The sequence below is a fragment of the Bradyrhizobium sp. 1 genome (assembly GCF_023073315.1).
GTDB lineage: Bacteria > Pseudomonadota > Alphaproteobacteria > Rhizobiales > Xanthobacteraceae > Bradyrhizobium.
Window position 1 is genome coordinate 246,910 of record NZ_JADPJH010000034.1, and the last position, 21,223, is coordinate 268,132.

The 21,223-nt window shown below is 64.8% G+C and carries 22 protein-coding genes; 8 read left to right on the plus strand and 14 right to left on the minus strand.

From position 1 onward, the window contains the following. Positions 1-2: 2 nt before the first annotated feature. The 4 genes from IVB29_RS31125 to IVB29_RS31140 are packed head-to-tail and all read right to left on the minus strand — an operon-like array spanning position 3 to position 3,442. Complete coding sequence (locus IVB29_RS31125; RefSeq protein WP_247507234.1) at positions 3-767, minus strand: amino acid ABC transporter ATP-binding protein; 765 nt, start codon at positions 765-767, stop codon at positions 3-5. Further along, positions 764-1,621: an amino acid ABC transporter permease gene (locus tag IVB29_RS31130; RefSeq protein ID WP_247507235.1), complete on the minus strand. Its 858-nt coding sequence runs from the start codon at positions 1,619-1,621 to the stop codon at positions 764-766. The genes IVB29_RS31125 and IVB29_RS31130 overlap by 4 nt, the downstream gene beginning before the upstream one ends. Then, complete coding sequence (locus tag IVB29_RS31135) at positions 1,618-2,442, minus strand: ABC transporter substrate-binding protein (RefSeq protein WP_247507236.1); 825 nt, start codon at positions 2,440-2,442, stop codon at positions 1,618-1,620. The genes IVB29_RS31130 and IVB29_RS31135 overlap by 4 nt, the downstream gene beginning before the upstream one ends. A 43-nt stretch (positions 2,443-2,485) precedes the next feature. After that, positions 2,486-3,442 carry an N-carbamoyl-D-amino-acid hydrolase gene (locus IVB29_RS31140; RefSeq protein WP_092034660.1) on the minus strand — a complete coding sequence of 319 codons (957 nt, stop codon included), beginning with the start codon at positions 3,440-3,442 and terminating at the stop codon, positions 2,486-2,488. 151 nt (positions 3,443-3,593) lie between these two features. On the opposite strand from IVB29_RS31140, the gene IVB29_RS31145 reads away from it, so the two are divergent. Both IVB29_RS31145 and IVB29_RS31150 read left to right on the plus strand, forming a co-directional pair. Further along, on the plus strand, positions 3,594-4,520 hold the full coding sequence (locus tag IVB29_RS31145; RefSeq protein ID WP_247507237.1) for a LysR family transcriptional regulator: 927 nt from the start codon (positions 3,594-3,596) through the stop codon (positions 4,518-4,520). 44 nt (positions 4,521-4,564) lie between these two features. Next, positions 4,565-5,269: a type 1 glutamine amidotransferase gene (locus IVB29_RS31150; RefSeq protein WP_247507238.1), complete on the plus strand. Its 705-nt coding sequence runs from the start codon at positions 4,565-4,567 to the stop codon at positions 5,267-5,269. Positions 5,270-5,447: 178 nt separating this feature from the next. Here the strand turns inward: IVB29_RS31150 and IVB29_RS31155 are convergent, their stop codons facing one another. The 10 genes from IVB29_RS31155 to IVB29_RS31200 form a co-directional block, all read right to left on the minus strand. Then, positions 5,448-5,915, minus strand: a complete 468-nt coding sequence (locus tag IVB29_RS31155) for a nuclear transport factor 2 family protein (RefSeq protein ID WP_247507239.1) — start codon at positions 5,913-5,915, stop codon at positions 5,448-5,450. A gap of 94 nt (positions 5,916-6,009) precedes the next feature. Continuing rightward, positions 6,010-6,414 (minus strand): tol-pal system-associated acyl-CoA thioesterase, encoded by a 405-nt coding sequence (gene ybgC, locus IVB29_RS31160; RefSeq protein ID WP_247507679.1) that lies wholly within the window; start codon positions 6,412-6,414, stop codon positions 6,010-6,012. A gap of 50 nt (positions 6,415-6,464) precedes the next feature. After that, on the minus strand, positions 6,465-6,836 hold the full coding sequence (locus tag IVB29_RS31165; RefSeq protein WP_247507240.1) for a PIN domain-containing protein: 372 nt from the start codon (positions 6,834-6,836) through the stop codon (positions 6,465-6,467). Further along, a complete protein-coding gene (locus IVB29_RS31170; protein ID WP_247507241.1) occupies positions 6,833-7,024 on the minus strand; it encodes a type II toxin-antitoxin system VapB family antitoxin in 192 nt (63 codons plus the stop codon). The genes IVB29_RS31165 and IVB29_RS31170 overlap by 4 nt, the downstream gene beginning before the upstream one ends. 51 nt (positions 7,025-7,075) lie before the next feature. After that, on the minus strand, positions 7,076-7,996 hold the full coding sequence (locus tag IVB29_RS31175; protein ID WP_247507242.1) for a metallophosphoesterase: 921 nt from the start codon (positions 7,994-7,996) through the stop codon (positions 7,076-7,078). Positions 7,997-8,126: 130 nt separating this feature from the next. Beyond that, the gene (gene ruvB / locus IVB29_RS31180) at positions 8,127-9,179 is read right to left on the minus strand and encodes a Holliday junction branch migration DNA helicase RuvB (RefSeq protein WP_247507243.1); all 1,053 of its coding nucleotides are present in this window, start codon (positions 9,177-9,179) and stop codon (positions 8,127-8,129) included. Continuing rightward, complete coding sequence (locus IVB29_RS31185) at positions 9,176-9,706, minus strand: hypothetical protein (protein WP_247507244.1); 531 nt, start codon at positions 9,704-9,706, stop codon at positions 9,176-9,178. The genes ruvB and IVB29_RS31185 overlap by 4 nt, the downstream gene beginning before the upstream one ends. Beyond that, complete coding sequence (gene ruvA / locus IVB29_RS31190) at positions 9,703-10,320, minus strand: Holliday junction branch migration protein RuvA (protein ID WP_247507245.1); 618 nt, start codon at positions 10,318-10,320, stop codon at positions 9,703-9,705. The genes IVB29_RS31185 and ruvA overlap by 4 nt, the downstream gene beginning before the upstream one ends. Beyond that, complete coding sequence (gene ruvC / locus IVB29_RS31195) at positions 10,317-10,844, minus strand: crossover junction endodeoxyribonuclease RuvC (RefSeq protein WP_247507246.1); 528 nt, start codon at positions 10,842-10,844, stop codon at positions 10,317-10,319. Before ruvC ends, ruvA begins: the two co-directional genes overlap by 4 nt. A 90-nt stretch (positions 10,845-10,934) precedes the next feature. Next, positions 10,935-11,681 (minus strand): YebC/PmpR family DNA-binding transcriptional regulator, encoded by a 747-nt coding sequence (locus IVB29_RS31200; protein ID WP_247507247.1) that lies wholly within the window; start codon positions 11,679-11,681, stop codon positions 10,935-10,937. A gap of 204 nt (positions 11,682-11,885) precedes the next feature. Here IVB29_RS31200 and IVB29_RS31205 point away from each other — a divergent pair, with 204 nt between their 5' ends. The 6 genes from IVB29_RS31205 (at position 11,886) to IVB29_RS31230 (ending at position 21,155) form a co-directional block, all read left to right on the plus strand. Further along, positions 11,886-13,625, plus strand: a complete 1,740-nt coding sequence (locus IVB29_RS31205; protein WP_247507248.1) for a methyl-accepting chemotaxis protein — start codon at positions 11,886-11,888, stop codon at positions 13,623-13,625. Between the two features lie 107 nt (positions 13,626-13,732). Next, entirely contained in the window at positions 13,733-15,157 is a 1,425-nt protein-coding gene (locus tag IVB29_RS31210; protein ID WP_247507249.1) for a methyl-accepting chemotaxis protein, read from the plus strand. Positions 15,158-15,495: 338 nt separating this feature from the next. Further along, positions 15,496-16,632 (plus strand): DSD1 family PLP-dependent enzyme, encoded by a 1,137-nt coding sequence (locus IVB29_RS31215; RefSeq protein ID WP_247507250.1) that lies wholly within the window; start codon positions 15,496-15,498, stop codon positions 16,630-16,632. A gap of 544 nt (positions 16,633-17,176) precedes the next feature. After that, complete coding sequence (locus tag IVB29_RS31220; RefSeq protein ID WP_247507251.1) at positions 17,177-17,638, plus strand: (2Fe-2S)-binding protein; 462 nt, start codon at positions 17,177-17,179, stop codon at positions 17,636-17,638. Positions 17,639-17,646: 8 nt separating this feature from the next. Next, positions 17,647-19,815 carry a xanthine dehydrogenase family protein molybdopterin-binding subunit gene (locus tag IVB29_RS31225; RefSeq protein ID WP_247507252.1) on the plus strand — a complete coding sequence of 723 codons (2,169 nt, stop codon included), beginning with the start codon at positions 17,647-17,649 and terminating at the stop codon, positions 19,813-19,815. Continuing rightward, positions 19,812-21,155: a cytochrome c gene (locus IVB29_RS31230; RefSeq protein WP_247507253.1), complete on the plus strand. Its 1,344-nt coding sequence runs from the start codon at positions 19,812-19,814 to the stop codon at positions 21,153-21,155. The genes IVB29_RS31225 and IVB29_RS31230 overlap by 4 nt, the downstream gene beginning before the upstream one ends. The last annotated feature ends 68 nt before the right edge of the window (positions 21,156-21,223 follow it).

Consider the following 21,223-nt stretch of genomic DNA (forward strand, 5'->3'; position numbering starts at 1 on the left):
TTTCAGATCACTGCCGAAAGAAATGCTTTTGTGCGTTCCTCGCGTGGCGCGCCCAGCACGTCGGACGCACGGCCCTGCTCGACGATCGCGCCCTGGTCCATGTAGACCACGCGATCGGCGACCTCGCGGGCGAAGCCGAGCTCGTGCGTCACCACCATCATGGTCATGCCGCTCTTCGCCAGTTCCTTCATGACGGCGAGCACCTCGCCGACGAGTTCGGGATCGAGCGCGCTGGTCGGCTCGTCGAACAGCATCAGCATCGGCTTCATGGCGAGCGCACGGGCAATCGCCACGCGCTGCTGTTGACCGCCGGAGAGCTGCGCGGGATAGGAGTCCGCCTTTGCTGCAAGCCCGACGCGACGGAGCAATTCGAGCGCCTCGCTGCGCACCTCGTCGTGCTTGCGCCCCTGCACCTGGGTCGGACCTTCGGTGATGTTCTCCAGCGCGGTCTTGTGCGGAAACAAATTGAAGCGCTGGAACACCATGCCGGTCTTCAGCCGCTGCCGCCCGATCTCGCGCTCTCCGAGGCGATGGAGCCTCCCGCCCTGCTCGCGCACACCGAGCAGCTCGCCGTCGAGCCAGATGCCGCCGCTATCGATGACGGCGAGCTGGTTGATGCAGCGGAGCAGCGTGGTCTTGCCTGAGCCGGAGGCGCCGATCAGACACATCACCTCGCCGGGCCAGACGTCGAGCGAGACGTTTTTGAGAGCCTGGAACTCTCCAAAGTTCTTGGCTACGGAGCGGATCGCGACGAGGGGTTTTGTCATCGCGCAAGCCGCAATGTGCCGCGGGCAAAACGGCGTTCGAGCAGCATCTGGAGCGGGGTCAGGACCGAGACCACGAGCAGGTACCAGAGCCCCGCGACGATCAGCAGCTCGATCACGCGGGAGTTGGCGTAATAGATGTTTTCGGCGTTGTGCAGCAATTCCGGATACTGGATGACGCTCGCAAGCGAGGTCGCCTTCACCATGCCGATGAACTCGTTGCCAAGCGGCGGGATCACCACCCGCATCGCCTGCGGCAACACGATCCGGCGCAGCGCGCGCAGCCGTCCCATGCCGATCGCCTGCGCCGCCTCATACTGACCGATGTCGACCGACAGCATGCCGGCGCGCATCACCTCCGAGGTGTAGGCGCCCTGGTTGATGCCGAGCCCGAGCAGTGCGGCGAGGAACGGCGTCATGACATCGACGGCGCGCGCGCTCCACAGGCCGGGAATGCCGATGGTCGGAAACACCAGCGCGAGATTGAACCACAACAGCAGTTGCAGGATCAGCGGCGTGCCGCGGAATAGCCAGGTGTAACCGGCAGCCACCGTCTTCAGCACTGGATTGGGCGACAGCCGCATGATCGCGACGACGACGCCGAGGACAATGCCGAGCGCCATCGCCAGCACCGCCATCACCATCGTGTTGACGATGCCCTCAAGAATGACCTTTACGGTCAGGAAGCGGCTGACATAGGACCATTCGATCTGACCGTTCGCAAACGCGCGCCCGATCGCCGCCAGCACCAGGACGATCAGGGCCGCGCTGAGCCAGCGAAACCAGTGCGGCTCGCGCGCGACCCGCATTCCCGAGAGATCGGGAAAACCCTCCGCAAGCGCCGGCACCGGCTTCATTGCGGCGCCGCGTTCAGCATGGGCTGAGCGACGGCGTTGGCGCCAAGGCCCCATTTGTCGAGAATCGCCTTGTAGGAACCGTCGGCGATCATCGCCGAGAGTTTCTCCGTCACCACTTCGCGCAAGGCTGGATCATCCTTGCGGAACATGATGCCCTGATAGCCGGTGGACAATTGCGCACCTATGACGCGGTATTTTTCCGGCTCCTGCGATTGCGCATAGGGCAAGGTCTCGCTGCCCTGGACCGCGGCGTCGATGCGGCCCTGCTTGAGCTGATTGCGGACGTCGATCGAGTTCTCACCCGGGACGTACTGAATGGCGGGCTTGCCGGCCGTCTCGCAATTCTGCTTGCTCCACTTCTCGATCTCGGCCGGGAAGCTGGTGCTGCGGGTGGTGCCGACCTTCTTGCCGCAGAGATCGGCCGCCGCCTTCGCATCGCTCTCCGCCATCACGAAGAACTGCGGGCCGGTCGCGAGGTAATCGACGAAATCGGCGGTCTCACGCCGCGAGGCACGATCCGAGATGCCGGAGATGATGAAATCGGCGCGCTTGGTCTGGAGCGACGGAATCAGCTCGGCGAACGGCGTCTCGCTCCAGACGATCTTCACGCCGAGCCGCTTGGCGAGCTCATTCGCCAGATCGATATCGAGCCCGACCAGTTCGTTGGTGGCGGGATCACGATATTCCATCGGCGCGTAGGTGGAGTTGACGGTGAGCTTGAGCGTGCCCGTCTGCTTGATCTCCGCCGGAAGCTCGGCCGCCTGCGCGGACGTCACGGCAGCCAAGACTGCGAAAGCGAGGAAATGCGAGAGGCGTGTCATGTCAGCTCCTTTGCCGATCCCTTTGCTAACGCCGTGCCATTAGCTAGTCCGCATCGAGAACGGCCGGCTCGATGACGCCGGCGCGCTCGGTGATCACCCGGTATTGGTCCGGCCGCCGGTGGGCGGCGAAATTGAACATCTTGTCCTTGCCCTGGCGGCAGAGGTCGAGGTCGACGTCGGCGACGATCACTTCGTCAGTGAGCGTCTGCGCCTGTGCGACAATTCGTCCATTGGGATCGACGATGCAGGAGCCGCCGATCAAGCCGGAGCCGTCCTCCTCGCCTGCCTTCGCCACCGAGATCGCCCAGGTCGCGTTCATGTAGGCGTTGGCCTGCACCACCAGCGTCGAATGGAACGTGCGCAGCGCTCCGTCTTCCGTCGTGCCGCCATTGGGATCGTAGGCCGCCGAATTGTAGCCGATGCAGACAAGCTCGACGCCTTGCAGGCCGAGCACGCGCCAGGATTCCGGCCAGCGGCGGTCGTTGCAGATCATCATGCCCATGATGGCGTGGGCCCAGGCAGAGCCGGCGCGGAAGGCGGGAAAGCCGAGGTCGCCATATTCGAAATAGCGCTTCTCGAGCTGCTGATAACGCGCGCCCTCGCGCGGTTCGACCGAACCCGGCAGGTGCACCTTGCGATAGCGGCCGAGAATCTCGCCGTCGCGATCGACCAGGATGGCGCAATTGTAACGGCGGCCGTCCGGGGTCAGCTCGGCATAGCCGACATAGAAGCCGACGCGCAGCGCGCGCGCGCGGTCAAACAGCTTGGCGATGGCGGGGTTCGGAATGCTGCGCTCGAAATAGCTGTCGAGCGCGTCGCCTTCGAGCAGCCACCGCGGAAAGAAGGTGGTGAAGGCCAGCTCCGGGAACACCACGAGGCTGGCGCCACGGCCGGCGGCTTCCTCCAGCATGTCGAGCATCCGCTTCAGCGTATGCTCGCGCGTATCGGCTTTTTGCGTCGGCCCCATCTGTGCGGCGGCGGCGCGAAGGATACGAACCAAGATTGCCTCCAATCTGTGCGCAGTGCTGCCTCAATGGGCGAATGAACCCTTTGATGCGACGTGCAAATCCGTCGCCATTACGCTGAAGCGGGGCTGCAAAATCAATTCGTTCTGCTATGATGTTTTGGCCCAGAGTATAAACGGCAGTGATATGAACCTGCGTCAGCTCGAGATCCTGCGTGCCGTCATCCGCCACCGCACCACGGTGGCGGCGGCGGACGAACTGGCGCTGTCGCAGCCCGCGGTCAGCAACGCGCTGAAGACGATGGAGGCGCACGCGGGCTTTGCGCTATTCGAGCGCGTCAACAACCGGCTGTTTCCGACCGCGGAAGCGATGGCGCTCTACAAGGAGAGCGAGGCGATCTTCGCGCTGCACGCAAAACTCGAGAGCCGCGTGCGCGATCTGCGCGAGAACCGCTCCGGGCATCTCGCGCTCGTGGCGACGCCGCCACTCGCCTACAGCATCATCCCCTCCGCGCTGTCGGGCTTCCTGCGCCGCCGCCCGGAGACGCGGGTATTCTTTGACGTCCGGCGCTACGAAGGCATTATCGAGGGCGTGCTCAGCCGTGTCGCCGAGCTCGGTTTCGCGCTCGGGCTGACGCATCATCCCGGCATCGCGCATGAGGTGGTCCACAGCGGCGAGATGGTCTGCGTGCTGCCACCGCAGCATCCGCTTGCCGACAGGCCCGTGATCTCGGCCGCGGACCTCTCCGGCCTGCCCTTCATCGGGCTCGAGCGCGGCACACGCCTTGGTGAGGCCGTACGCGACAGCTTTGCCCGCGCGGGCGCGCCGTTCCGGCCGACCGTCGAGGTACGCTACTGCAACACGGCCTGCGTGCTCGCGAGCGCCGGCGTCGGCGCCGCCGTGGTCGATCCCTTCTCGCCGCGGCAGAATGGGGGCCACGGTCTCGTCGTCCGGCCGTTCACGCCGACGACGCGCGCGGTTGCCTATATGCTATGGTCGGAGGCCGAGCCGTTGTCGCGCCTGGCCAAGGCCTTTCTCAACGAGGTGCGCAAGGAAAGCGCGCTGCTGGAGCCCACAGCGCCGCACCAGCAACATGGGGCAGAAAGCAACTAGGCTTCGCAACCTTTTGACCTTGTCCTTTTAACCTTGGGGGGCACATGGCACGCATCACCATCATCGAGACCGGACAGGTCCCGCCAAAATACCGCGAGCGGCACGGTTCGTTTCCAGACATGTTCGAACGCATGGTCCGCACCGAGGACCCGACGGCCACGGTGGACGTCGTCAGCATCCCCAATGGCGATGCGCTGCCTGATCCGAGCAAGCTGGAGGCCGTGCTGATCACCGGTGCTGCCGCCGGCGTCTATGACGGGCTCGACTGGATCGCGCCGCTGGAAGAGTTCGTACGCACCGCTTACGCCAACAAAACCCCGATGGTCGGAATCTGTTTCGGCCATCAGCTGATCGCGCAGGCGCTCGGCGGCACCGTACGCAAGTCCGAGAAGGGCTGGGGCATCGGCCGGCACGTCTATCAGGTGCTTCCGGAGAACGGAGTCGTCGAGGGCGAAGCGGTCGCCATCGCCGCCTCACATCAGGATCAGGTGATCGAGCCGCCTGATGATGCGCTGACGATCCTCTCGTCCGAATTCACCCCGCATGCCGGCCTGCTCTACGCCAATGGCGCGACGCTGACGATGCAGCCGCATCCGGAATTCGACGTGGAGTTTGCGGAAGTGTGCTGCGAGCTGCGCGACGGCAAGGCGCCGGAGGACGTTGTTGCGACGGCAAGGGCATCCCTGGCGGAGCCGATGGACAACGCCAAGCTCGGGGGCGCGATTACGCGGTTTCTGGCAAGGCGCTGAGACTTCACCTCGCCCGCTTGCGGGGAGAGATCGGATTGCGCCCGGCGATGCAAAGCATCGTCCGAAGCAATCCGGGTGAGGGGGACTCTCCGCGAGTCTCTCTGCCACCGTTTTCGCGGATAGAGCCCCTCCCCCCAACCCTCTCCCCGTAAGAACGGGGAGAGGGAGAGGAAGCCTCTCAGAACGGATCCGTCCCCAACCCCGGCACATCTGCCGGCCGCGGCCCGGGCGCGACCCAGTGAAACCGCCGGTCCTTCTCCGCAATCAAGATGTCGTTGATCGAGGCCTCGCGCCGCCGCATCAAGCCGTGCTCGTCGAACTCCCACTGCTCGTTGCCGTAAGAGCGATACCACTGGCCGGCCGCATCGCGCCATTCGTACTGGAAGCGCACCGCGATGTGGTTGCCGTCGAAGGCCCAGAGGTCCTTGATCAGGCGATACTCCTGCTCCTTCTCCCATTTGCGGGTGAGGAAGGCGACGATGGCCTCGCGGCCCTGGAACACCTCTGAGCGATTGCGCCAGCGGCTGTCCTCGGTATAGGCGAGCGAGACGCGCACCGGATCACGTGAATTCCAGGCGTCCTCGGCCATGCGCGCCTTTTGCGCGGCGGTCTCTCGGGTGAAAGGCGGAAGCGGCGGGCGCGACATCGTGGCCTCATCGGTTGATTGAGGCCGCAATCTATCGCTGCGATTGGCGGAGTCGATAGGCGATCGACCTATCGGCCGATCACTTATCGGGCGATCAGGAAATCAAATCGGCCTTCATCAGCGTACGGATCGATTTCGGGATCGGCTGGGCCCGGCCGCGGCTGATGAAGGCGACGCGCACCTCGGCTTTCACCAACACGTCTTCCCTGCGCCGCACCTCCTGTGCCAGCATGATCGAGGCGCCCTTCACCGCGGTTGGCCAAGTCACGACATCGAGCACGTCGTCCATTCGCGCCGGCTTCAAAAAGTCCAGATGCATCGAGCGCACCACGAAGGCGAAGCCGGAATCTTCCGTCTCGGCCTGCTCGAACAGCGCCTGCTGCTCGGCCCCCATCAGCCGCAGATGATTGGTGCGCCCGCGCTCCATGTAGCGCAGATAATTGGCGTGATAGACGATGCCGGAGAAATCCGTGTCCTCGTAATAGACGCGGACCTGCATGTGGTGGCGGCCGTCGCGGATCTCGCCGTCGAGATGGGACATCAAGGCACTCATTGGAAATCCGCAACCAATTTCAACGACCGGGCTGCCGCCAGCAATCGCTTATCGTGCGTCCAGATCGAGGCTTCGATCGTCAACATTGTTGACGCCAACAAATGGGCATCGACGTAGCCGATGCCTAGCCCGGCCAGCTTTCGCTTGACGATGAAATCCAGGACTTCGTCGTTGCTGGCAATTGTCGCTTTTGGAAGAGTGTTGAGATCGTCAAGCATGTCAGAGGTCTTCGGCAAGCCCCCCAGGAGCATTTCGCCAATCACGAACGGATGAGTGACAATGTCTCCACGATTGAGGAGCCTTGCCAAACGCACATCTGCGCGGCGGAAATGGTCGACCCAGATTGACGTGTCCGCCAGGACCTTCATTTGGGCCGGCGGCGTGGCGGAGCCTTGGCACCAGGCTCAGCACCTCCCATCCGGGCAAGACGACGCGCGGCCTCGCGCTCGACGAACGCCTTCAAGGCTTCCCTGACAACAGCCGATTTTTCGCTGACGCCCGCAAACTCCTGCGCCTTGGCGAAAAGCTCGTCGTCTATAGCGATTGTGGTTCTCATGGCGACACCTCTACATCAAATATAGCATCATTTGATGTGACTTTCCATGCCTTACGATACCGCTAGTCCCACCTTTCCCAGCGTCACCTCGACGATCTCAGGCGGCACCCCGAAGCGGACGGGCATGATGCTGCAACCGAGGCCGCCCGAGATGATGACGTCGCATTTCAGCCTGATATGACCGTAGGCGAGCCGAAGGCCGTGCTGCTTCGGAACGGCCGGCGACCAGCCGAGCAGGCGGACCTGGCCGCCATGGGTGTGGCCGGACAGTTGCAGCGCGACGCGCGCGGGCACGCGCGGCGCGATGTTGGGCTCGTGCGCGAGCAGGATGACGGGCGCATCATCGGTGACCTTGGCGAGCGTCGCATTGAGATCGTCCGCACCGAAGCGCCCCGTGCTCCGGAAGCGCTGCGCGGGCAGGAAGGCCAGCTGATCGCCGAGACCGGCGAGCCAGAACGGGCGCCCGTCCTTGGTGAGACGGACGACATCGTTCTCGTAGACGGGAACGCCAGCCGCCTCCAGCGCTCGATGCGCCACCGTCGGCCCGTGCCCCGCCTGCTGCACGGCCCTGTCCACCCAATAGTCGTGATTGCCCATGACGGCATGGACACCCAGCGGCGCCTTGAGGCCCGCGAGCACCTTGGCCCACTCGCTCGACGGAATGATACGCGTGACCTGGTGAACCCCGGCGACATAGTCGCCGAGCAGCACGATGACATCAGGCTTGAGCGCATTGGTGCGCTCGACGATGCCCTCGATCCGCTCCAGCGACATCCAGGGATCGCAGGCATGAATATCGGCGATCACGGCGATCTTGAGCGGAAAATCCGCCGGCCATTGCCGCGGGGTCGGATGATAGCGCGTGACGCGGAGCCGCAGCACCGGCTCGACGCCGACACCATAGGCCGCGGTCGAGACGCCGAGGGCGGACAGGCCGCCGATGGAACGGATGAGATGACGGCGCGTGATCATGGAAGCCCGATGGTGATGCGGCTCCTTGATGGGATCCGATTCAAGCGGAATTGGGGTGCGTTCGTGCAGATCCTCTGCACAGTGATAACCGAAAGTTCATGACAGCCGGAGCGATCCGCGCTTGCGCAGATCAATCGTCGTTGTCGTCGGTGCCGAACAGGCCGAACTGCGACGCCGCATCGCGCGAGGGCTCGGTGATGCCGAGATGACGAAAGGCGTGCGAAGTGAGCAGGCGGCCGCGCGGGGTGCGCTGGAGATAACCGCACTGGATCAGATAAGGTTCGATGATGTCCTCGATCGCATCGCGCGGCTCGGAGAGCGCTGCGGCCATCGTCTCGACGCCGACCGGGCCGCCGCCATAGTTCATCGCGATGGTCGTGAGGTAGCGGCGGTCCATGGCGTCCAGACCCGCGGCATCGACCTCGAGCGCGCTCAGCGCATGGTCGGCGATCTTGCGGTCGATCGAGGTGGCATCGGCTGCGGAGGCGAAATCGCGCACCCGCCTGAGCAGGCGACCGGCAATGCGCGGCGTGCCGCGAGCGCGGCGCGCGATCTCGTTGGCGCCGTCAGCGCTCATGCCGACATTGAGCACGCGCGCGCCGCGGGTGACGATGCTTTCGAGCTCCTCGATCGTGTAGAAATTGAGCCGGATCGGAATGCCAAAGCGGTCGCGCAAGGGATTGGTGAGCAGGCCGGCGCGCGTGGTGGCGCCGACCAGGGTGAATTTCGACAGCTCGATCTTCACCGAGCGCGCCGCCGGGCCCTCGCCGATGATGAGGTCGAGCTGAAAATCCTCCATCGCGGGATAGAGCACCTCTTCGACCGCCGGGCTCAGGCGATGGATCTCGTCGATGAAGAGCACGTCACGCTCTTCGAGATTGGTGAGGAGGGCGGCAAGATCACCCGCCTTGGCGATCACTGGACCCGACGTGGCGCGAAAGCCGACGCCGAGCTCTTTCGCCACGATCTGCGCCAGCGTGGTCTTGCCGAGGCCGGGCGGGCCGACGAACAGCACGTGGTCCAGCGCCTCGCCGCGCTTGCGCGCCGCCTCGATGAAGATCGAGAGATTCTTGCGCGCCTGCTGCTGGCCGACGAAGTCCGACAGTGATTGCGGACGCAGCGCGGTGTCGCCGACATCGTCGCTGCGGCGCTCGGGCGTGACCATGCGGGGGGGAGTAGTCATGCGGGCAGGATAACACGATGCAGCGGTTTCGCGAGCCACCAGCACAGACTGGCTGGAATGGCGGCGATAATGGCAAGCATCGCCGAAAGCTTCAGCGCCTCAGGCGCGGAACGGACAGTCGGCAAGATCACTGCCGAGGTTTCGGAGGGCACGACGAACATGCCAAACGCAACGAAGCCGGCGGCGGCCACGGCCGCGGCGAGCCATGCCATCCAGATCATGTTGAGATCGGCGTAGACCGCAGCGAGCGCGAATATCAAGCCGGCTACGACGGCGGGAAGGAACGAGGCGAGAATCGTGGCGATGGCCAGCAGCACGACCGCGATCGAAACCAGGGTGCGCAGTGCCTCCAGCCCGAGGAGCGCAAGAAACAGCTGCAGCACCGCGGCACCGAGCGCCGTCACCATCACCGAAACCAGCGCGGCGGTCGTCAGCGGCCCCACGACGGAGAAAATCACGACAATACCAGCCGCGCGCAAAAGGCGACGAAAAAGAGCGGCGACGGGATTGGCGCGGGCCGTGCTCACTTCGACAGCTCCTTCAGGCCCAGCCGGATGAGCTGAGCGGTCTCGGCGCTCTCGCCGGCGCTGCGCGATGCCGATGCGATGGCCGCGGCCGCCTGCGGCTGGCCGTAACCGAGATTGACCAGCGCAGAGATTGCATCCGCGACGGGGCGCGGCGCGCGCTGCTCGTCGACCGCGCCGGCCAGATGCACCACCGCAGGATCGACATTGGCAAACGCCGGCGCCTTGTCCTTCAACTCGGTGACAATGCGCTCGGCGACCTTGGGGCCGACGCCGGGCGTGCGCGCCACCGCGGCCTTGTCGCGCAGCGCGATCGCATTGGCTAGATCGGCCGGCGCCAGCGTGCCGAGCACGGCGAGCGCGACCTTGGCACCGACGCCCTGCACGGTCTGGAGCAGGCGAAACCATTCGCGCTCCTGGTCGGTGCGGAAGCCGAACAGCTTTATTTGATCTTCGCGAACATAGGTCTCGATCGAGAGCACCGCCGCCTCGCCAGGCGAGGGCAGATGCTGGAGCGTGCGCACCGAGCAATGCACCTGATAGCCGACCCCGCCGACGTCGAGGAGCACATAATCCTCGCCGTAGGAATCGATCAGTCCCTTGAGCTTGCCGATCATAGTCCCGCCACCTTCAGCCTGAGCGCGGTGCTCTGGCGGTGATGGGCGTGGGTGATGGCGATGGCGAGCGCGTCGGCGGCGTCCGCGGACGGCGGCTCGGCTTTCGGCAGCAATATCTTCAGCATCATCGCGATCTGGTGCTTGTCGGCGTGGCCGGCGCCGACCACGGTCTTCTTGACCTGGTTCGGCGCATATTCGGCAACAGAGATGCCGAACATTGCGGGCGCCAGCATGGCGACGCCGCGAGCCTGGCCAAGCTTCAGCGTCGCAGCGCCGTCCTTATTGATGAAAGTCTGCTCGACCGCCGCTTCCATCGGCTTGTGATCGGACAGAACGGCGGCGAGCCCCTCGTGAATCCCGAGCAGCCGGCTCGCCAGCGGCAAATCATCCGGCGGTTCCACCGAGCCGCAGGCGACATAGATCAGGCGATTGCCCTCGGCCTCGATCACGCCCCAGCCGGTGCGGCGCAGGCCGGGGTCGATGCCGATGATGCGAACGGGGCCACGAATCGGAAGCGCAGTCATGGGCCAGTGATAGCGGCTGGCCGCCGTGGGGGAAACAGAAACAGAACAGAAGTCCCCGGAGAAAGGCGGTCGCGTGCCCCGGGCGGAGCCTTACCCGCCCATCTTCGCGATCAGGGCGTCCGACACCTCGAAATTGGCGTAGACGTGCTGGACGTCATCATGCTCGTTGAGCAGGTCCATCAGCTTGAGCAGCTTCTCGCCGGTCTCGTCGTCGACCGCGATCGTGTTCTGCGGCTTCCAGATCAGCGCGGCCTTGCGCGGCTCGCCGAACTTGGCTTCCAGCGCCTTGGCGACGTCGCGATAGCCTTCGGTCGAGGCGTAGATCTCGTGGCCGCCTTCGCCGGAGAGCACGTCGTCGGCGCCGGCCTCGATCGCGGCGTCGAGCACCGCATCGTCATCGGCGACGCTGCGATCGTATTCGATGATGCCGGTACGGTCGAACATGAAGGAGACCGAGCCTGTCTCGCCGAGATTGCCGCCCGATTTGGTGAAGAAGGAGCGGATGTCGGAGGCCGCGCGGTTGCGGTTGTCGGTCAGCGCCTCGACGATGACAGCGACGCCGCCCGGACCATAACCCTCGTAGCGGATCTCGTCATAGTTCTCGCCGTCATTGCCGAGCGCCTTCTTGACGGCGCGCTCGATGTTGTCCTTCGGCATGTTCTCCTGGCGCGCCGCGATGATGGCCGCGCGCAGGCGCGGGTTCATGTTGGGGTCGGGCGTACCGAGCTTGGCCGCGACGGTGATTTCCCGCGCCAGCTTGCCGAACAGTTTCGACTTCTGCGCATCCTGCCGCCCCTTGCGGTGCATGATGTTCTTGAATTGGGAATGTCCGGCCATGCGTGATCTCTTGAGGGAATCGTGCGCCAAGGTGAGCGTGGGAAGCGCGGCGTTATAGGCCGCCAACCCACCGGAATGAAAGAGGCTCCACGACTTTAAGGTAATACCGTAGTGCCCCGTGCCCAAGAGTCAGGCACCGTTAACCCTGATTTCATTCCAGCCTGCGAAAATAGCGCCCGACCGTTCCCCGACAAGAGTGACGTGATGGCGTTCGCATTATTTCGGAAGCGTCTGCCGGACGCGGCTGCGCCTGCGACCAGCCCGCAGGCTGCGCCGGTCACCCCCATGCCTGCTCCCACCGAAGCCGATTCCGCCAAGGAAATCCTGGAACTGCTGGAACTCGAGCTCGGAGCGATGATTCGCCAGCTCGAGCGCGCCGCCAATTCGGTCGCCGGCGGCGCGGAGGCGACCGCCACGACGCTGGCCGCCATCCGCGACCGTACCGACGCCCTGACCGGGCGGACCAACGCCGCACAATCGAACGCCTCCACCTTTGCCCATGCCGCCGACAAGTTCACCCAATCCGCGCAAGGCATCGGGGCGCAGGTCCGCGCGGCCGGCAAGCTCGCCGACGAGGCCAGCGCCGCGGCGCAGGAAGCCCGCGCCAATGTCGAGCGCTTGCGCGAATCCTCCGCCGCCATCGGCAACGTCGTCAATCTGATCGCGCAGATCGCGCGGCAGACGACACTGCTCGCGCTCAACTCGACCATCGAGGCCGCACGCGCGGGCGCGGCCGGCAAAGGTTTTGCGGTCGTCGCGACCGAAGTGAAAGCACTCGCGGTGCAGACCCAGGGCGCGACCGGGGAGATTTCAAAGAAGATCGACGCGCTCCAGCGCGACGCCGCAGGCTCAGCCGATGCCGTGCACCGCATCTCGCAGGCGATCGAGGCGATCCGTCCGGTGTTCGACACCGTCAACGGCGCGGTCGCCGAGCAGAACGCCACCACCAGCGAAGTCTCCGGCAATGCCGCCAGCGCCTCGGACTTCATCGTCTCGGTCGGCGAAAGCGCAGCCGAGATCGATGCCGCGACCAAGGCCGCCGAGACCCATGGCGAGAGCGTCGCCAGCGCCGGCAAGGCCGTGACCACTTTCGCACAGAAGCTGAAATCGCGCTGTGCGGTGCTGCTGCGCCAGAGCGAACACGACGACCGCCGCAAGACCGAGCGGCTGCCCTGCCATCTCAAATTCGAAACAGCACGCAGCGTGCTGCCGGTCTATGAAATCTCGATGGACGGCGTGCTGATCGGCGGTGCCGACGCGTCGAAGCTTGCCACGCAGGCCGTCGTCGAGGGCACGCTCGAGAACGTCGGCGCCTGCCGTCTGCGCGTGACCGAGCAGTCCAAGGCCGGCGCCCGCGCGCAGTTCGTCAGCCCCAATGCCGATCTCCGCGAGAAGATCGAGGACCGGCTCTGGTCGATCCACGAGGAGAACACCGAGTTCGTCACCCGGGCCATGGAAGCGGGCAATGCGCTGACTGCGATTTTCGAGCAGGCTGTCGCGCGCGGCGAGGTCAAGCTCGACGACCTCTTCGACACCGGCTACGCCGAAATCGCCGGGACCAATCCGCAGCAATACCGTACCAGATATCTGGATTGGGCCGACCGCGCGCTGCCGCCGTTCCAGGAGGCCTTTCTCGCCAAGGACCCGCGTATGGCGTTCTGTGCCATGGTCGACCGCAACGGCTTCCTGCCGGTGCACAACAAGATCTATTCGCATCCGCAGCGGCCGGGCGATGCCGCCTGGAACACCGCCAACTGCCGCAACCGGCGCATCTTCAACGATCCGGCGGGGTTGGCCGCCGCACACAATTTGCGGTCGTATCTGGTCCAGAGCTATGCCCGTGACATGGGCAACGGAAATACGGTGATGATGCGCGAGATCGACGTCCCGATCCGCGTGCAGGGCCGGCACTGGGGCGGATTTCGCACGGCCTACAAACTGTAGTGCACGCTCAGGCAAGACGGCGAGCGCGAATCATCCTCTAAGGTCGAAATTGGAATGGGAATGCCGCGGTGAGCCGATCAACGGCTCCGCTTGGAGAAAGCCCGTACATGTCCCTGGCACAACTTGCAGTACTGGATACCGGATCGAACCGGACGCTGGCAGAGCGCCTGATCGACCAGCTCGCCGACCGCATCGGCGGCCTCGGCGTGGAGCTCGCCGACATTGCCGGCAATGTCCAGGAAGTCGCAAACCGCGTCGCCAACCAGTCGGAACGGTTCCACCATCTCCAGAAGACCGCCGAGACCATGGTCTCGGCCAACCACGACATCGCCACCGCATCGCAGGCGGTGCAAACGACCGCGTCGGCCGCGGTCGGTGAGATCGCGCAGTCCCGCGGCGCGGTCGACGCGGCGGTCAGCCATATCTCCGAGCTCGTCGCAGCTGTGGAGCGGATCGAGGCGCGCCTGAGCGCCGTCGGCTCGGCGCTGACGCAGGTGGCGAAAGTGTCCGGCTCGATCGAGGCGATCGCCAAGCAGACCAATCTGCTCGCGCTGAATGCGACCATCGAAGCGGCGCGTGCCGGCAATGCCGGCCGCGGTTTTGCGGTGGTCGCAAGCGAAGTCAAAAACCTCGCGGAGGCCACCCGCCAGGCCACGCATCAGATCTCCGACACCGTGCGCGATCTCGACGGCCAGATCGAAGGCCTGATCGGCGAGAGCAGCGACGCCTCGCAACGCGCCAAGACGGCCGGCGAAGGCGCCCAGCAGATCTCCGGCATCATCTCGCGGGTCCAGCAGGGCTTTGCCTCCGTGGAAGCGGAGATCGACAGCGTCACGCGGGCTGCGACCTCCAATCTCGGCCACTGCGACACCGTCATCAGCGAACTCAACGAGCTCGCCAAGGGCGTCGACCTGTCCTCGCGCGATCTCAAGAACGCCGATCAGCGCGTAACGAAACTGCTCGACACCTCCGAAACGCTGATCGCACTGATCGCCGACAGCGGCGTGGAGACGTCGGATGCGCCGCTGATCCGCGTCGTCGTCGAGACCGCGAAGCGGATCTCGGACGAATTCGAGGCCGCGATCGGCCGCGGCGAGATCACGCTCGACCAACTCATGGACGAGAACTACCGGGACATCCCCGGCACCGATCCCAAGCAATACAGCACTGCTTACGTCGACTTCACCGATCGCGTGCTGCCCGCGATCCAGGACCCGATCCAGAAGTCGGATCCCCGCATCGTGTTCTGCGTCGCCTGGGCCAAGGGCGGGTACCTTCCGACCCACAATCCGAACTATCGCCTGCCGCAGGGCAAGGACCCGGTCTGGAACAATGCCAATTGCCGCAACCGCCGCCTGTTCACCGACCGCGCGGTGAAGAAGGTCGCGGCGAATACAAAGCCGTTCCTGCTCCAGACCTATCGCCGCGACATGGGCGGCGGGCAGTTCGTGCTGATGAAGGATTTGTCCTCGCCAATCGTGATTCGCGGCAAGCACTGGGGCGCCTTCCGGATGGGTTTTCGGCAGGGCTGAGAACTGCTGCTGCGGCTGCTGAATCAAAAACCTGCAAAACAACCCCATGCACCGTAGCCAGGGCGTGGGAAATCAATGGCTTGCGCCTCATCGCACCAAGGCGCCTATCGAACCCTTGACTCGTCGGGCAAAACAGGGTTAGAATTCTAATATTCCGAAATCTTGCTTGCGAGAGAGCGGGGCAGCTCACCTCGCGAGTCCTGCGTCTGCCCACGGGGCTGGTCAGCGACGGGTTCTGGCTCGTCGAAGCCGCCAGCACTGGTGCGACGGCCGTTGTTGCCATAGAAAGGCCGCCGCACATTCGAGGCGCGAGCCCGAACACAATCATCTGGTTTTCGATGTCCCCTCCACCCACCCAAATCGGCGCGCCGCTTTCCGAGATCGATACACCGGCGCTGATCATCGACCTCGACGCCTTCGAGCGCAATCTCGACACGATGGCGGCAGCGGTCGGCAAGCTCGGCGTTCGGCTGCGTCCGCATGCGAAGACCCATAAGTCGCCGATCATCGCGGCCAAGCAGATCGCGCGCGGCGCGGTTGGCATGTGCTGCCAGAAAGTTGCCGAAGCCGAGATCCTGGTGGCGGGCGGGGTGAGCGACGTCCTCGTCAGCAATGAGGTGGTGGGTCTGCGGAAGCTGGAACGGCTCGCGTCGCTCGCGCGCCACGCGCGCATCAGCGTTTGCGTCGACGATCCGATCGTGCTTGAGCAACTGGCGCTCGCCGCGGAACGGGCCGGCGCGCAGATCGAAGTCCTGGTCGAGGTCGACGTCGGCGCCGGTCGCTGCGGCGTCAGGCCGGGGCCAGCCGCAGCCGGCCTGGCGCGGCAGGTGGCGGGTTCACGCTTCCTGTCGTTCGGCGGCTTACAGGCCTACCACGGCTCCGCCCAGCACTTGCGCACGCCGGAGGAGCGGCGCGCTGCCATCGCCGGTGCCGCGAACGCGACCATGGAGACACTTCGCGTCCTCAAGGAAGCGGGCTTTCAATGCCGGACGATTGGAGGCGCGGGAACCGGGACGTTCGAGCTGGAAGGCGCGAGCGGCGTCTGGAACGAATTGCAGGCCGGCTCCTATATTTTCATGGACGCCGACTACGCGAAAAACGTCGCCGACGGGACGCGCAATGCCGATCTGTTTGAGCATGCGCTGTTCGTGATCGCGACCGTGATGAGCACCGCCTCCGGCGAACGCGCGGTCATCGATGCGGGCCACAAGGCGCTGTCAAACGACAGCGGATTTCCGGTTGTGCTGGGCCGGCCCGACCTGCGCTATCATCGGCCCTCTGACGAGCATGGCCTGCTCGACTTCGACAGCGCTTCGTCCCGGCTGGCGATTGGCGACAAGGTGACGCTCATCCCGGGGCATTGCGACCCGACCGTCAATCTCTACGACTGGTATGTCGGCGTGCGCGGCTTCAATAGGCCGGATGCCCGCGTGGAGGCGCTTTGGCCGATCGCGGCGCGGGGCGCGGTCACCTGACATACTCACGGCGCAGTGCCGTAGGGTGGGCAAAGCGAAGCGTGCCCACGTGTCTATTGCTGTCTTGCAAAGTTCGTGGGCACGGCGCAAGTGCGCCTTTGCCCACCCTACAATTCCGGACTCGCGGAGAAAGACCCCTCACCCTGGTGAGGTTGTGTGCCCCAGCGGTGTTGCCCTCTCCCGCAAGGGGAAGGGCACAACAATGGCAAGCCGCCGTCTAACGTAGCCGCGCTCGCCGCCCGGCTTTCCCAATCGCACGAATTTCGTCATCGCATGGGTTTGCGCATTTGCACGATCATCCGCGGCGATCAACAACGCATGCCGCGAAAATGCGTCAAAACATGACGCTTATCATATCAAATAGCCCAAAACGCTTGCATCGATCGCCGCACAAATTCGTGAACGTCATGGCCTGACGCCTCAGTCGCGCAAATATGCATTGCCAGAAATTTCGACGCTTCATCATTTCGCATCTGTATGATTATGGTCGCGCGAATTCGCCGAACTGATCGCCGTAAGCGATCCATCGAGCAAGGGGATGCATATGGCAATAACTCTCACCATCAACGGCGAAACGAAATCGTTCGACGCGCCACCTGATATGCCGCTGCTGTGGGTGCTGCGCGACATCCTCGGGATGACCGGCACCAAATTCGGCTGCGGCATCGCGCAATGCGGCGCCTGCACGGTGCATGTCGACGGCAAGGCGGTGCGCTCCTGCGTGCTGTCGGTCAGCGCCGTCGCGAACCGCGCCATCACCACCATCGAGCATATCGGCAGCACGCCCGCGGGCGCGAAGGTGCAGAAGGCCTGGCTAGAGGCCGAAGTCGTCCAGTGCGGCTATTGCCAGTCCGGCCAGATCATGTCGGCGGCAGCACTGCTGGCGGCAACGCCCAATCCAGACGATTCCGACATCGACGCCGCGATGGCCGGCAACATCTGCCGCTGCGGCACCTATGTGCGCATCCGCGAGGCCATCAAGCACGCCGCCAACGGCCAGTCGTGAGGTCCGCCATGAATGCACATCATAACGTTTCCCGCCGCTCGCTTCTGACCGGCAGTCTCGCCACCGGCTTCCTGCTCGCCTTCCATCTGCCGCTGCGTGCCGCCCCCAACGAGCCGGTGCAGCCGCCTGACGTGACCGACGGCAAGTTCGCGCCCAACGCCTTCATCCGCATCGACGCAGCAGGCGCGACCACGCTGGTGATGCCGCAAGTCGAGATGGGACAGGGAATCTACACGGCAGTTTCGATGATCCTGGCCGAAGAACTCGATGCCGACTGGTCGCAGGTCAAGCTGTTGCACGCCCCCGCCAACGAGAAGCTCTACGGCAATCCGATTTTCATCATTCAGGCCACCGGAGGCTCCACGTCGGTCCGGGCGTTCTGGAAACCGCTGCGCGAAGCCGGCGCCAGCGCGCGCGCCATGCTGGTGCAGGCCGCGGCCGCGCAATGGCAGGTCGATGCCGCCAGCTGCACGACATCGAAGGGCCAGGTGACGCACAAGGCGAGCGGCCGGACGCTCTCCTATGGTGCGCTGGCGGCCGCCGCAAGCGGCCAGACGCCGCCCAAGAACGTCCCGCTCAAGGACCCCAAGGATTTCGTCTATATCGGCCAGCCGTTGAAGCGGCTCGATACGCCCGACAAGGTCAACGGCAAGGCCGTCTACGGCATCGACGCCATCGTGCCGGGCATGAAGTTCGCCACGCTGGCGCAGTGTCCTGTGTTCGGCGGCAAGGTCGGCAAGGTCGATGACCGCGCCGCAAAGAAGATTCCGGGCGTGCGGCAGGTCGTGGTGCTCGACGATCTCGTCGCCGTGGTCGGCGATCACATGTGGGCGGCGAAGAAAGGCCTCGATGCGCTCGAGATCGAGTGGAACGAGGGACCCAACGCAAAGATCAATTCGAAAGCGGTCTGGGACGATCTGCGCGCCGCCAGTGCAAAGGATGGCGTGGTCGCCAAATCCACCGGCGACATCGGCAAGGGCCTCGCGGCCGGTGAAAAAATCGAGGCCTCGTTCGAGCTGCCGTTCCTCGCGCACGCAACGATGGAGCCGCTGAACGCCACGGTGCATTGCAAGCCGGATTCCTGCGAGATCTGGACCGGAACGCAGATCATGGCGCGCGTGCAGTCGGAGGCGGCCAAGGCCGCCGGACTCCCGGTGGAGAAAGTGACCGTCAACCAGCATCTGCTGGGCGGCGGCTTCGGCCGCAAGCTCGAGCCGGACATGGTGGTCGCAGCCGTTCGCATCGCCAAGCAGGTCGAAGGGCCGGTCAAGGTGGTGTGGACCCGCGAGGAAGACATTCAGCACGACATCTATCGACCGGTCTATCGCGACACGATCGCGGCGAGCCTGTCGGGCGGCAAGATCGTCGGCTGGAAATACAAGATCGCGGGTGCGGCGGTCATCGCACGCTGGCTGCCGCCGGCGTTCCAGAAGGGCATCGACATCGACGCGATCGATAGCGCCACCGACGTGCCCTACGAGATCCCGAACGTTCACGTCGAATATGTGCGGGCAGAACCGCCGGCGATACCGACCGGGTTCTGGCGCGGGGTCGGCCCCAACAACAACGTGTTTGCCGTCGAATGCTTCATCGACGAACTGGCGCGCAAGGCCGGCAAGGACCCCATCGAGTTTCGCCGTGGCATGCTGGCCAACCAGCCGCGCTTCCTGTCGGTCCTCAACCTTGCCGCGGAAAAGGCGGGCTGGGGTCAGCCGCTGCCGGCGCGCGTCGGGCGCGGCGTGTGCCTGCAGCCGTCGTTCGGGAGCTTCATCGCCACCGTGGTGGAAGCGGAAGTCGACGAGCAGGGCGAAGTCAAATTGCGCCGCGCCATCTCCGTGGTCGATACCGGGATCGCCGTCAATCCGGATACCATCGTGGCTCAGGTCGAGGGCGGTCTGATCTTCGGCCTGACCGCCGCGCTCTACGGCGAGATCACCATCGACAAGGGGCGGGTCCAGCAATCCAACTTCCATGACTACCGGATGCTGCGGATCAATCAGACACCAAAGATCGAGGTTCACGTCGTCAAGAGCGGCGAAGCACCCGGCGGGATCGGCGAGACCGGCACGACCGCCGGACCGCCGGCGCTGCGCAACGCGATCTACGCCGCAACCGGCGTGGCACTGCGGCGCCTGCCGATCGATCGGAAACTGCTGGCTGCGGGGAAAAAAGCATGAGCGGCAAGATGCGTATCCTCACTGGCATCGTCGTGATCGCCATCGTCGCGGTGGTATCAGGCGTCTGGATCATCCGTGGGCCCGGCCCGCTCGATTTTGCCGGCGGCCCGAAAGTGGCGTTGGCCGACTACCGTGCCGGCAAGCCGACCGGCGTGCCGGCCAAGCTCGAGAAGGCAAGCCTTGTCGAGCGCGGCGAATATCTGGCAAAGGCGGCCGACTGCATGGTCTGCCACACCAAGCCCGGCGAGAAGGACTATTCCGGCGGGCTCGGTTTCAAGCTGCCGTTCGGCACGCTCTATTCCACCAACATCACGCCGGACAAGGACACCGGCATCGGCAATTACAGCGACCAGGATTTTCTCAACGCTGTCCAGCGCGGCAAGCGCCACGATGGCGCGCGGCTTTATCCCGCGATGCCCTACACGTCCTACACCTACATGACCGACGACGACGTGCTGGCGGTGAAGGCGTATCTGTTCAGCCTGCCGCCGGTACGCGCGAAGGTGCCTGAGAACACGCTGTCGTTCCCGTTCAATCAGCGCTGGGCGATGATCTTCTGGTCGGCCGTGTTCAATCCGGACACGCGCTATAGGCCTGACACCTCGAAGAGCCCGGAGTGGAATCGTGGTGCGTATCTCGCGGAAGCGCTGGCGCATTGCGGCGAGTGCCACACGCCGCGCAATCTCGGCTTCGCGCTCGACAACCGCAAGAAATTCGCAGGCGCGATCACGGCCGGCTGGCGCGCCTTCAACATCTCCTCGGACAAGGCGACGGGCCTTGGCAATTGGAGCGATGCGGATCTGATCTCGTATCTGTCGCTCGGTCATGCACCGGGCCACGGTTCGGCCTCGGGTCCGATGGGTGAAGCCGTCGATCACAGCTTTAGCCAGTTCGCCCCCGAAGACATCGGCAGCATCGTTGCGTATTTGCGCAGCGTGCCGCCGGTCGCCTCGCCCGACCTGCCGGCCACCACGGCGCCGGTCGCACCCGCCTCGCACAAGGAGGGTGTGACGGCCGACGCACGCGGCAAGATGCTGTTCGCCGGCGCCTGCGCCAGCTGCCACGGCTGGAGCGGCGAGAGCCCGGTCTCACCGATGGCGACATTGACCGGCACCTGGGCGGTCAACGACCCAGCCGCCACCAACGTCGCGCAGATCGTGCTGTCAGGCACCAGGCGGCATACGCCGGATGGCGCGCTATCGATGCCGGCGTTCGGCAATGCGTATACGGACGACGAGATCGCGGCGGTGGCGAATTATGTCACGGCGCGGTTCGGGACGAAGGGCTCGAAGCTGACGGCGAAGGATGTCGCGGAGTTGAGGGAGCAGACGGCGGAGTAAATGTTGCCACAAGCATCACTGCCCCTTCTCCCCTTGTGGGAGAAGGTGGCGCGAAGCGCCGGATGAGG

What these genes read in the sequence shown, in the direction of transcription:
- ybgC (WP_247507679.1), bottom strand. Translation starts at nt 6,414, where the DNA reads ATGCAGGTCCGCGTCTATTACGAGGACACGGATTTCTCCGGCATCGTC.
- ruvC (WP_247507246.1), bottom strand. Translation starts at nt 10,844, where the DNA reads ATGACTGCGCTTCCGATTCGTGGCCCCGTTCGCATCATCGGCATCGAC.
- IVB29_RS31225 (WP_247507252.1), top strand. Translation starts at nt 17,647, where the DNA reads ATGAATGCACATCATAACGTTTCCCGCCGCTCGCTTCTGACCGGCAGT.
- IVB29_RS31220 (WP_247507251.1), top strand. Translation starts at nt 17,177, where the DNA reads ATGGCAATAACTCTCACCATCAACGGCGAAACGAAATCGTTCGACGCG.
- IVB29_RS31165 (WP_247507240.1), bottom strand. Translation starts at nt 6,836, where the DNA reads ATGAAGGTCCTGGCGGACACGTCAATCTGGGTCGACCATTTCCGCCGC.
- IVB29_RS31170 (WP_247507241.1), bottom strand. Translation starts at nt 7,024, where the DNA reads ATGAGAACCACAATCGCTATAGACGACGAGCTTTTCGCCAAGGCGCAG.
- IVB29_RS31145 (WP_247507237.1), top strand. Translation starts at nt 3,594, where the DNA reads ATGAACCTGCGTCAGCTCGAGATCCTGCGTGCCGTCATCCGCCACCGC.
- IVB29_RS31155 (WP_247507239.1), bottom strand. Translation starts at nt 5,915, where the DNA reads ATGTCGCGCCCGCCGCTTCCGCCTTTCACCCGAGAGACCGCCGCGCAA.
- IVB29_RS31200 (WP_247507247.1), bottom strand. Translation starts at nt 11,681, where the DNA reads ATGGCCGGACATTCCCAATTCAAGAACATCATGCACCGCAAGGGGCGG.
- IVB29_RS31215 (WP_247507250.1), top strand. Translation starts at nt 15,496, where the DNA reads ATGTCCCCTCCACCCACCCAAATCGGCGCGCCGCTTTCCGAGATCGAT.
- IVB29_RS31130 (WP_247507235.1), bottom strand. Translation starts at nt 1,621, where the DNA reads ATGAAGCCGGTGCCGGCGCTTGCGGAGGGTTTTCCCGATCTCTCGGGA.
- ruvB (WP_247507243.1), bottom strand. Translation starts at nt 9,179, where the DNA reads ATGACTACTCCCCCCCGCATGGTCACGCCCGAGCGCCGCAGCGACGAT.
- ruvA (WP_247507245.1), bottom strand. Translation starts at nt 10,320, where the DNA reads ATGATCGGCAAGCTCAAGGGACTGATCGATTCCTACGGCGAGGATTAT.
- IVB29_RS31150 (WP_247507238.1), top strand. Translation starts at nt 4,565, where the DNA reads ATGGCACGCATCACCATCATCGAGACCGGACAGGTCCCGCCAAAATAC.
- IVB29_RS31125 (WP_247507234.1), bottom strand. Translation starts at nt 767, where the DNA reads ATGACAAAACCCCTCGTCGCGATCCGCTCCGTAGCCAAGAACTTTGGA.
- IVB29_RS31210 (WP_247507249.1), top strand. Translation starts at nt 13,733, where the DNA reads ATGTCCCTGGCACAACTTGCAGTACTGGATACCGGATCGAACCGGACG.
- IVB29_RS31230 (WP_247507253.1), top strand. Translation starts at nt 19,812, where the DNA reads ATGAGCGGCAAGATGCGTATCCTCACTGGCATCGTCGTGATCGCCATC.
- IVB29_RS31175 (WP_247507242.1), bottom strand. Translation starts at nt 7,996, where the DNA reads ATGATCACGCGCCGTCATCTCATCCGTTCCATCGGCGGCCTGTCCGCC.
- IVB29_RS31135 (WP_247507236.1), bottom strand. Translation starts at nt 2,442, where the DNA reads ATGACACGCCTCTCGCATTTCCTCGCTTTCGCAGTCTTGGCTGCCGTG.
- IVB29_RS31205 (WP_247507248.1), top strand. Translation starts at nt 11,886, where the DNA reads ATGGCGTTCGCATTATTTCGGAAGCGTCTGCCGGACGCGGCTGCGCCT.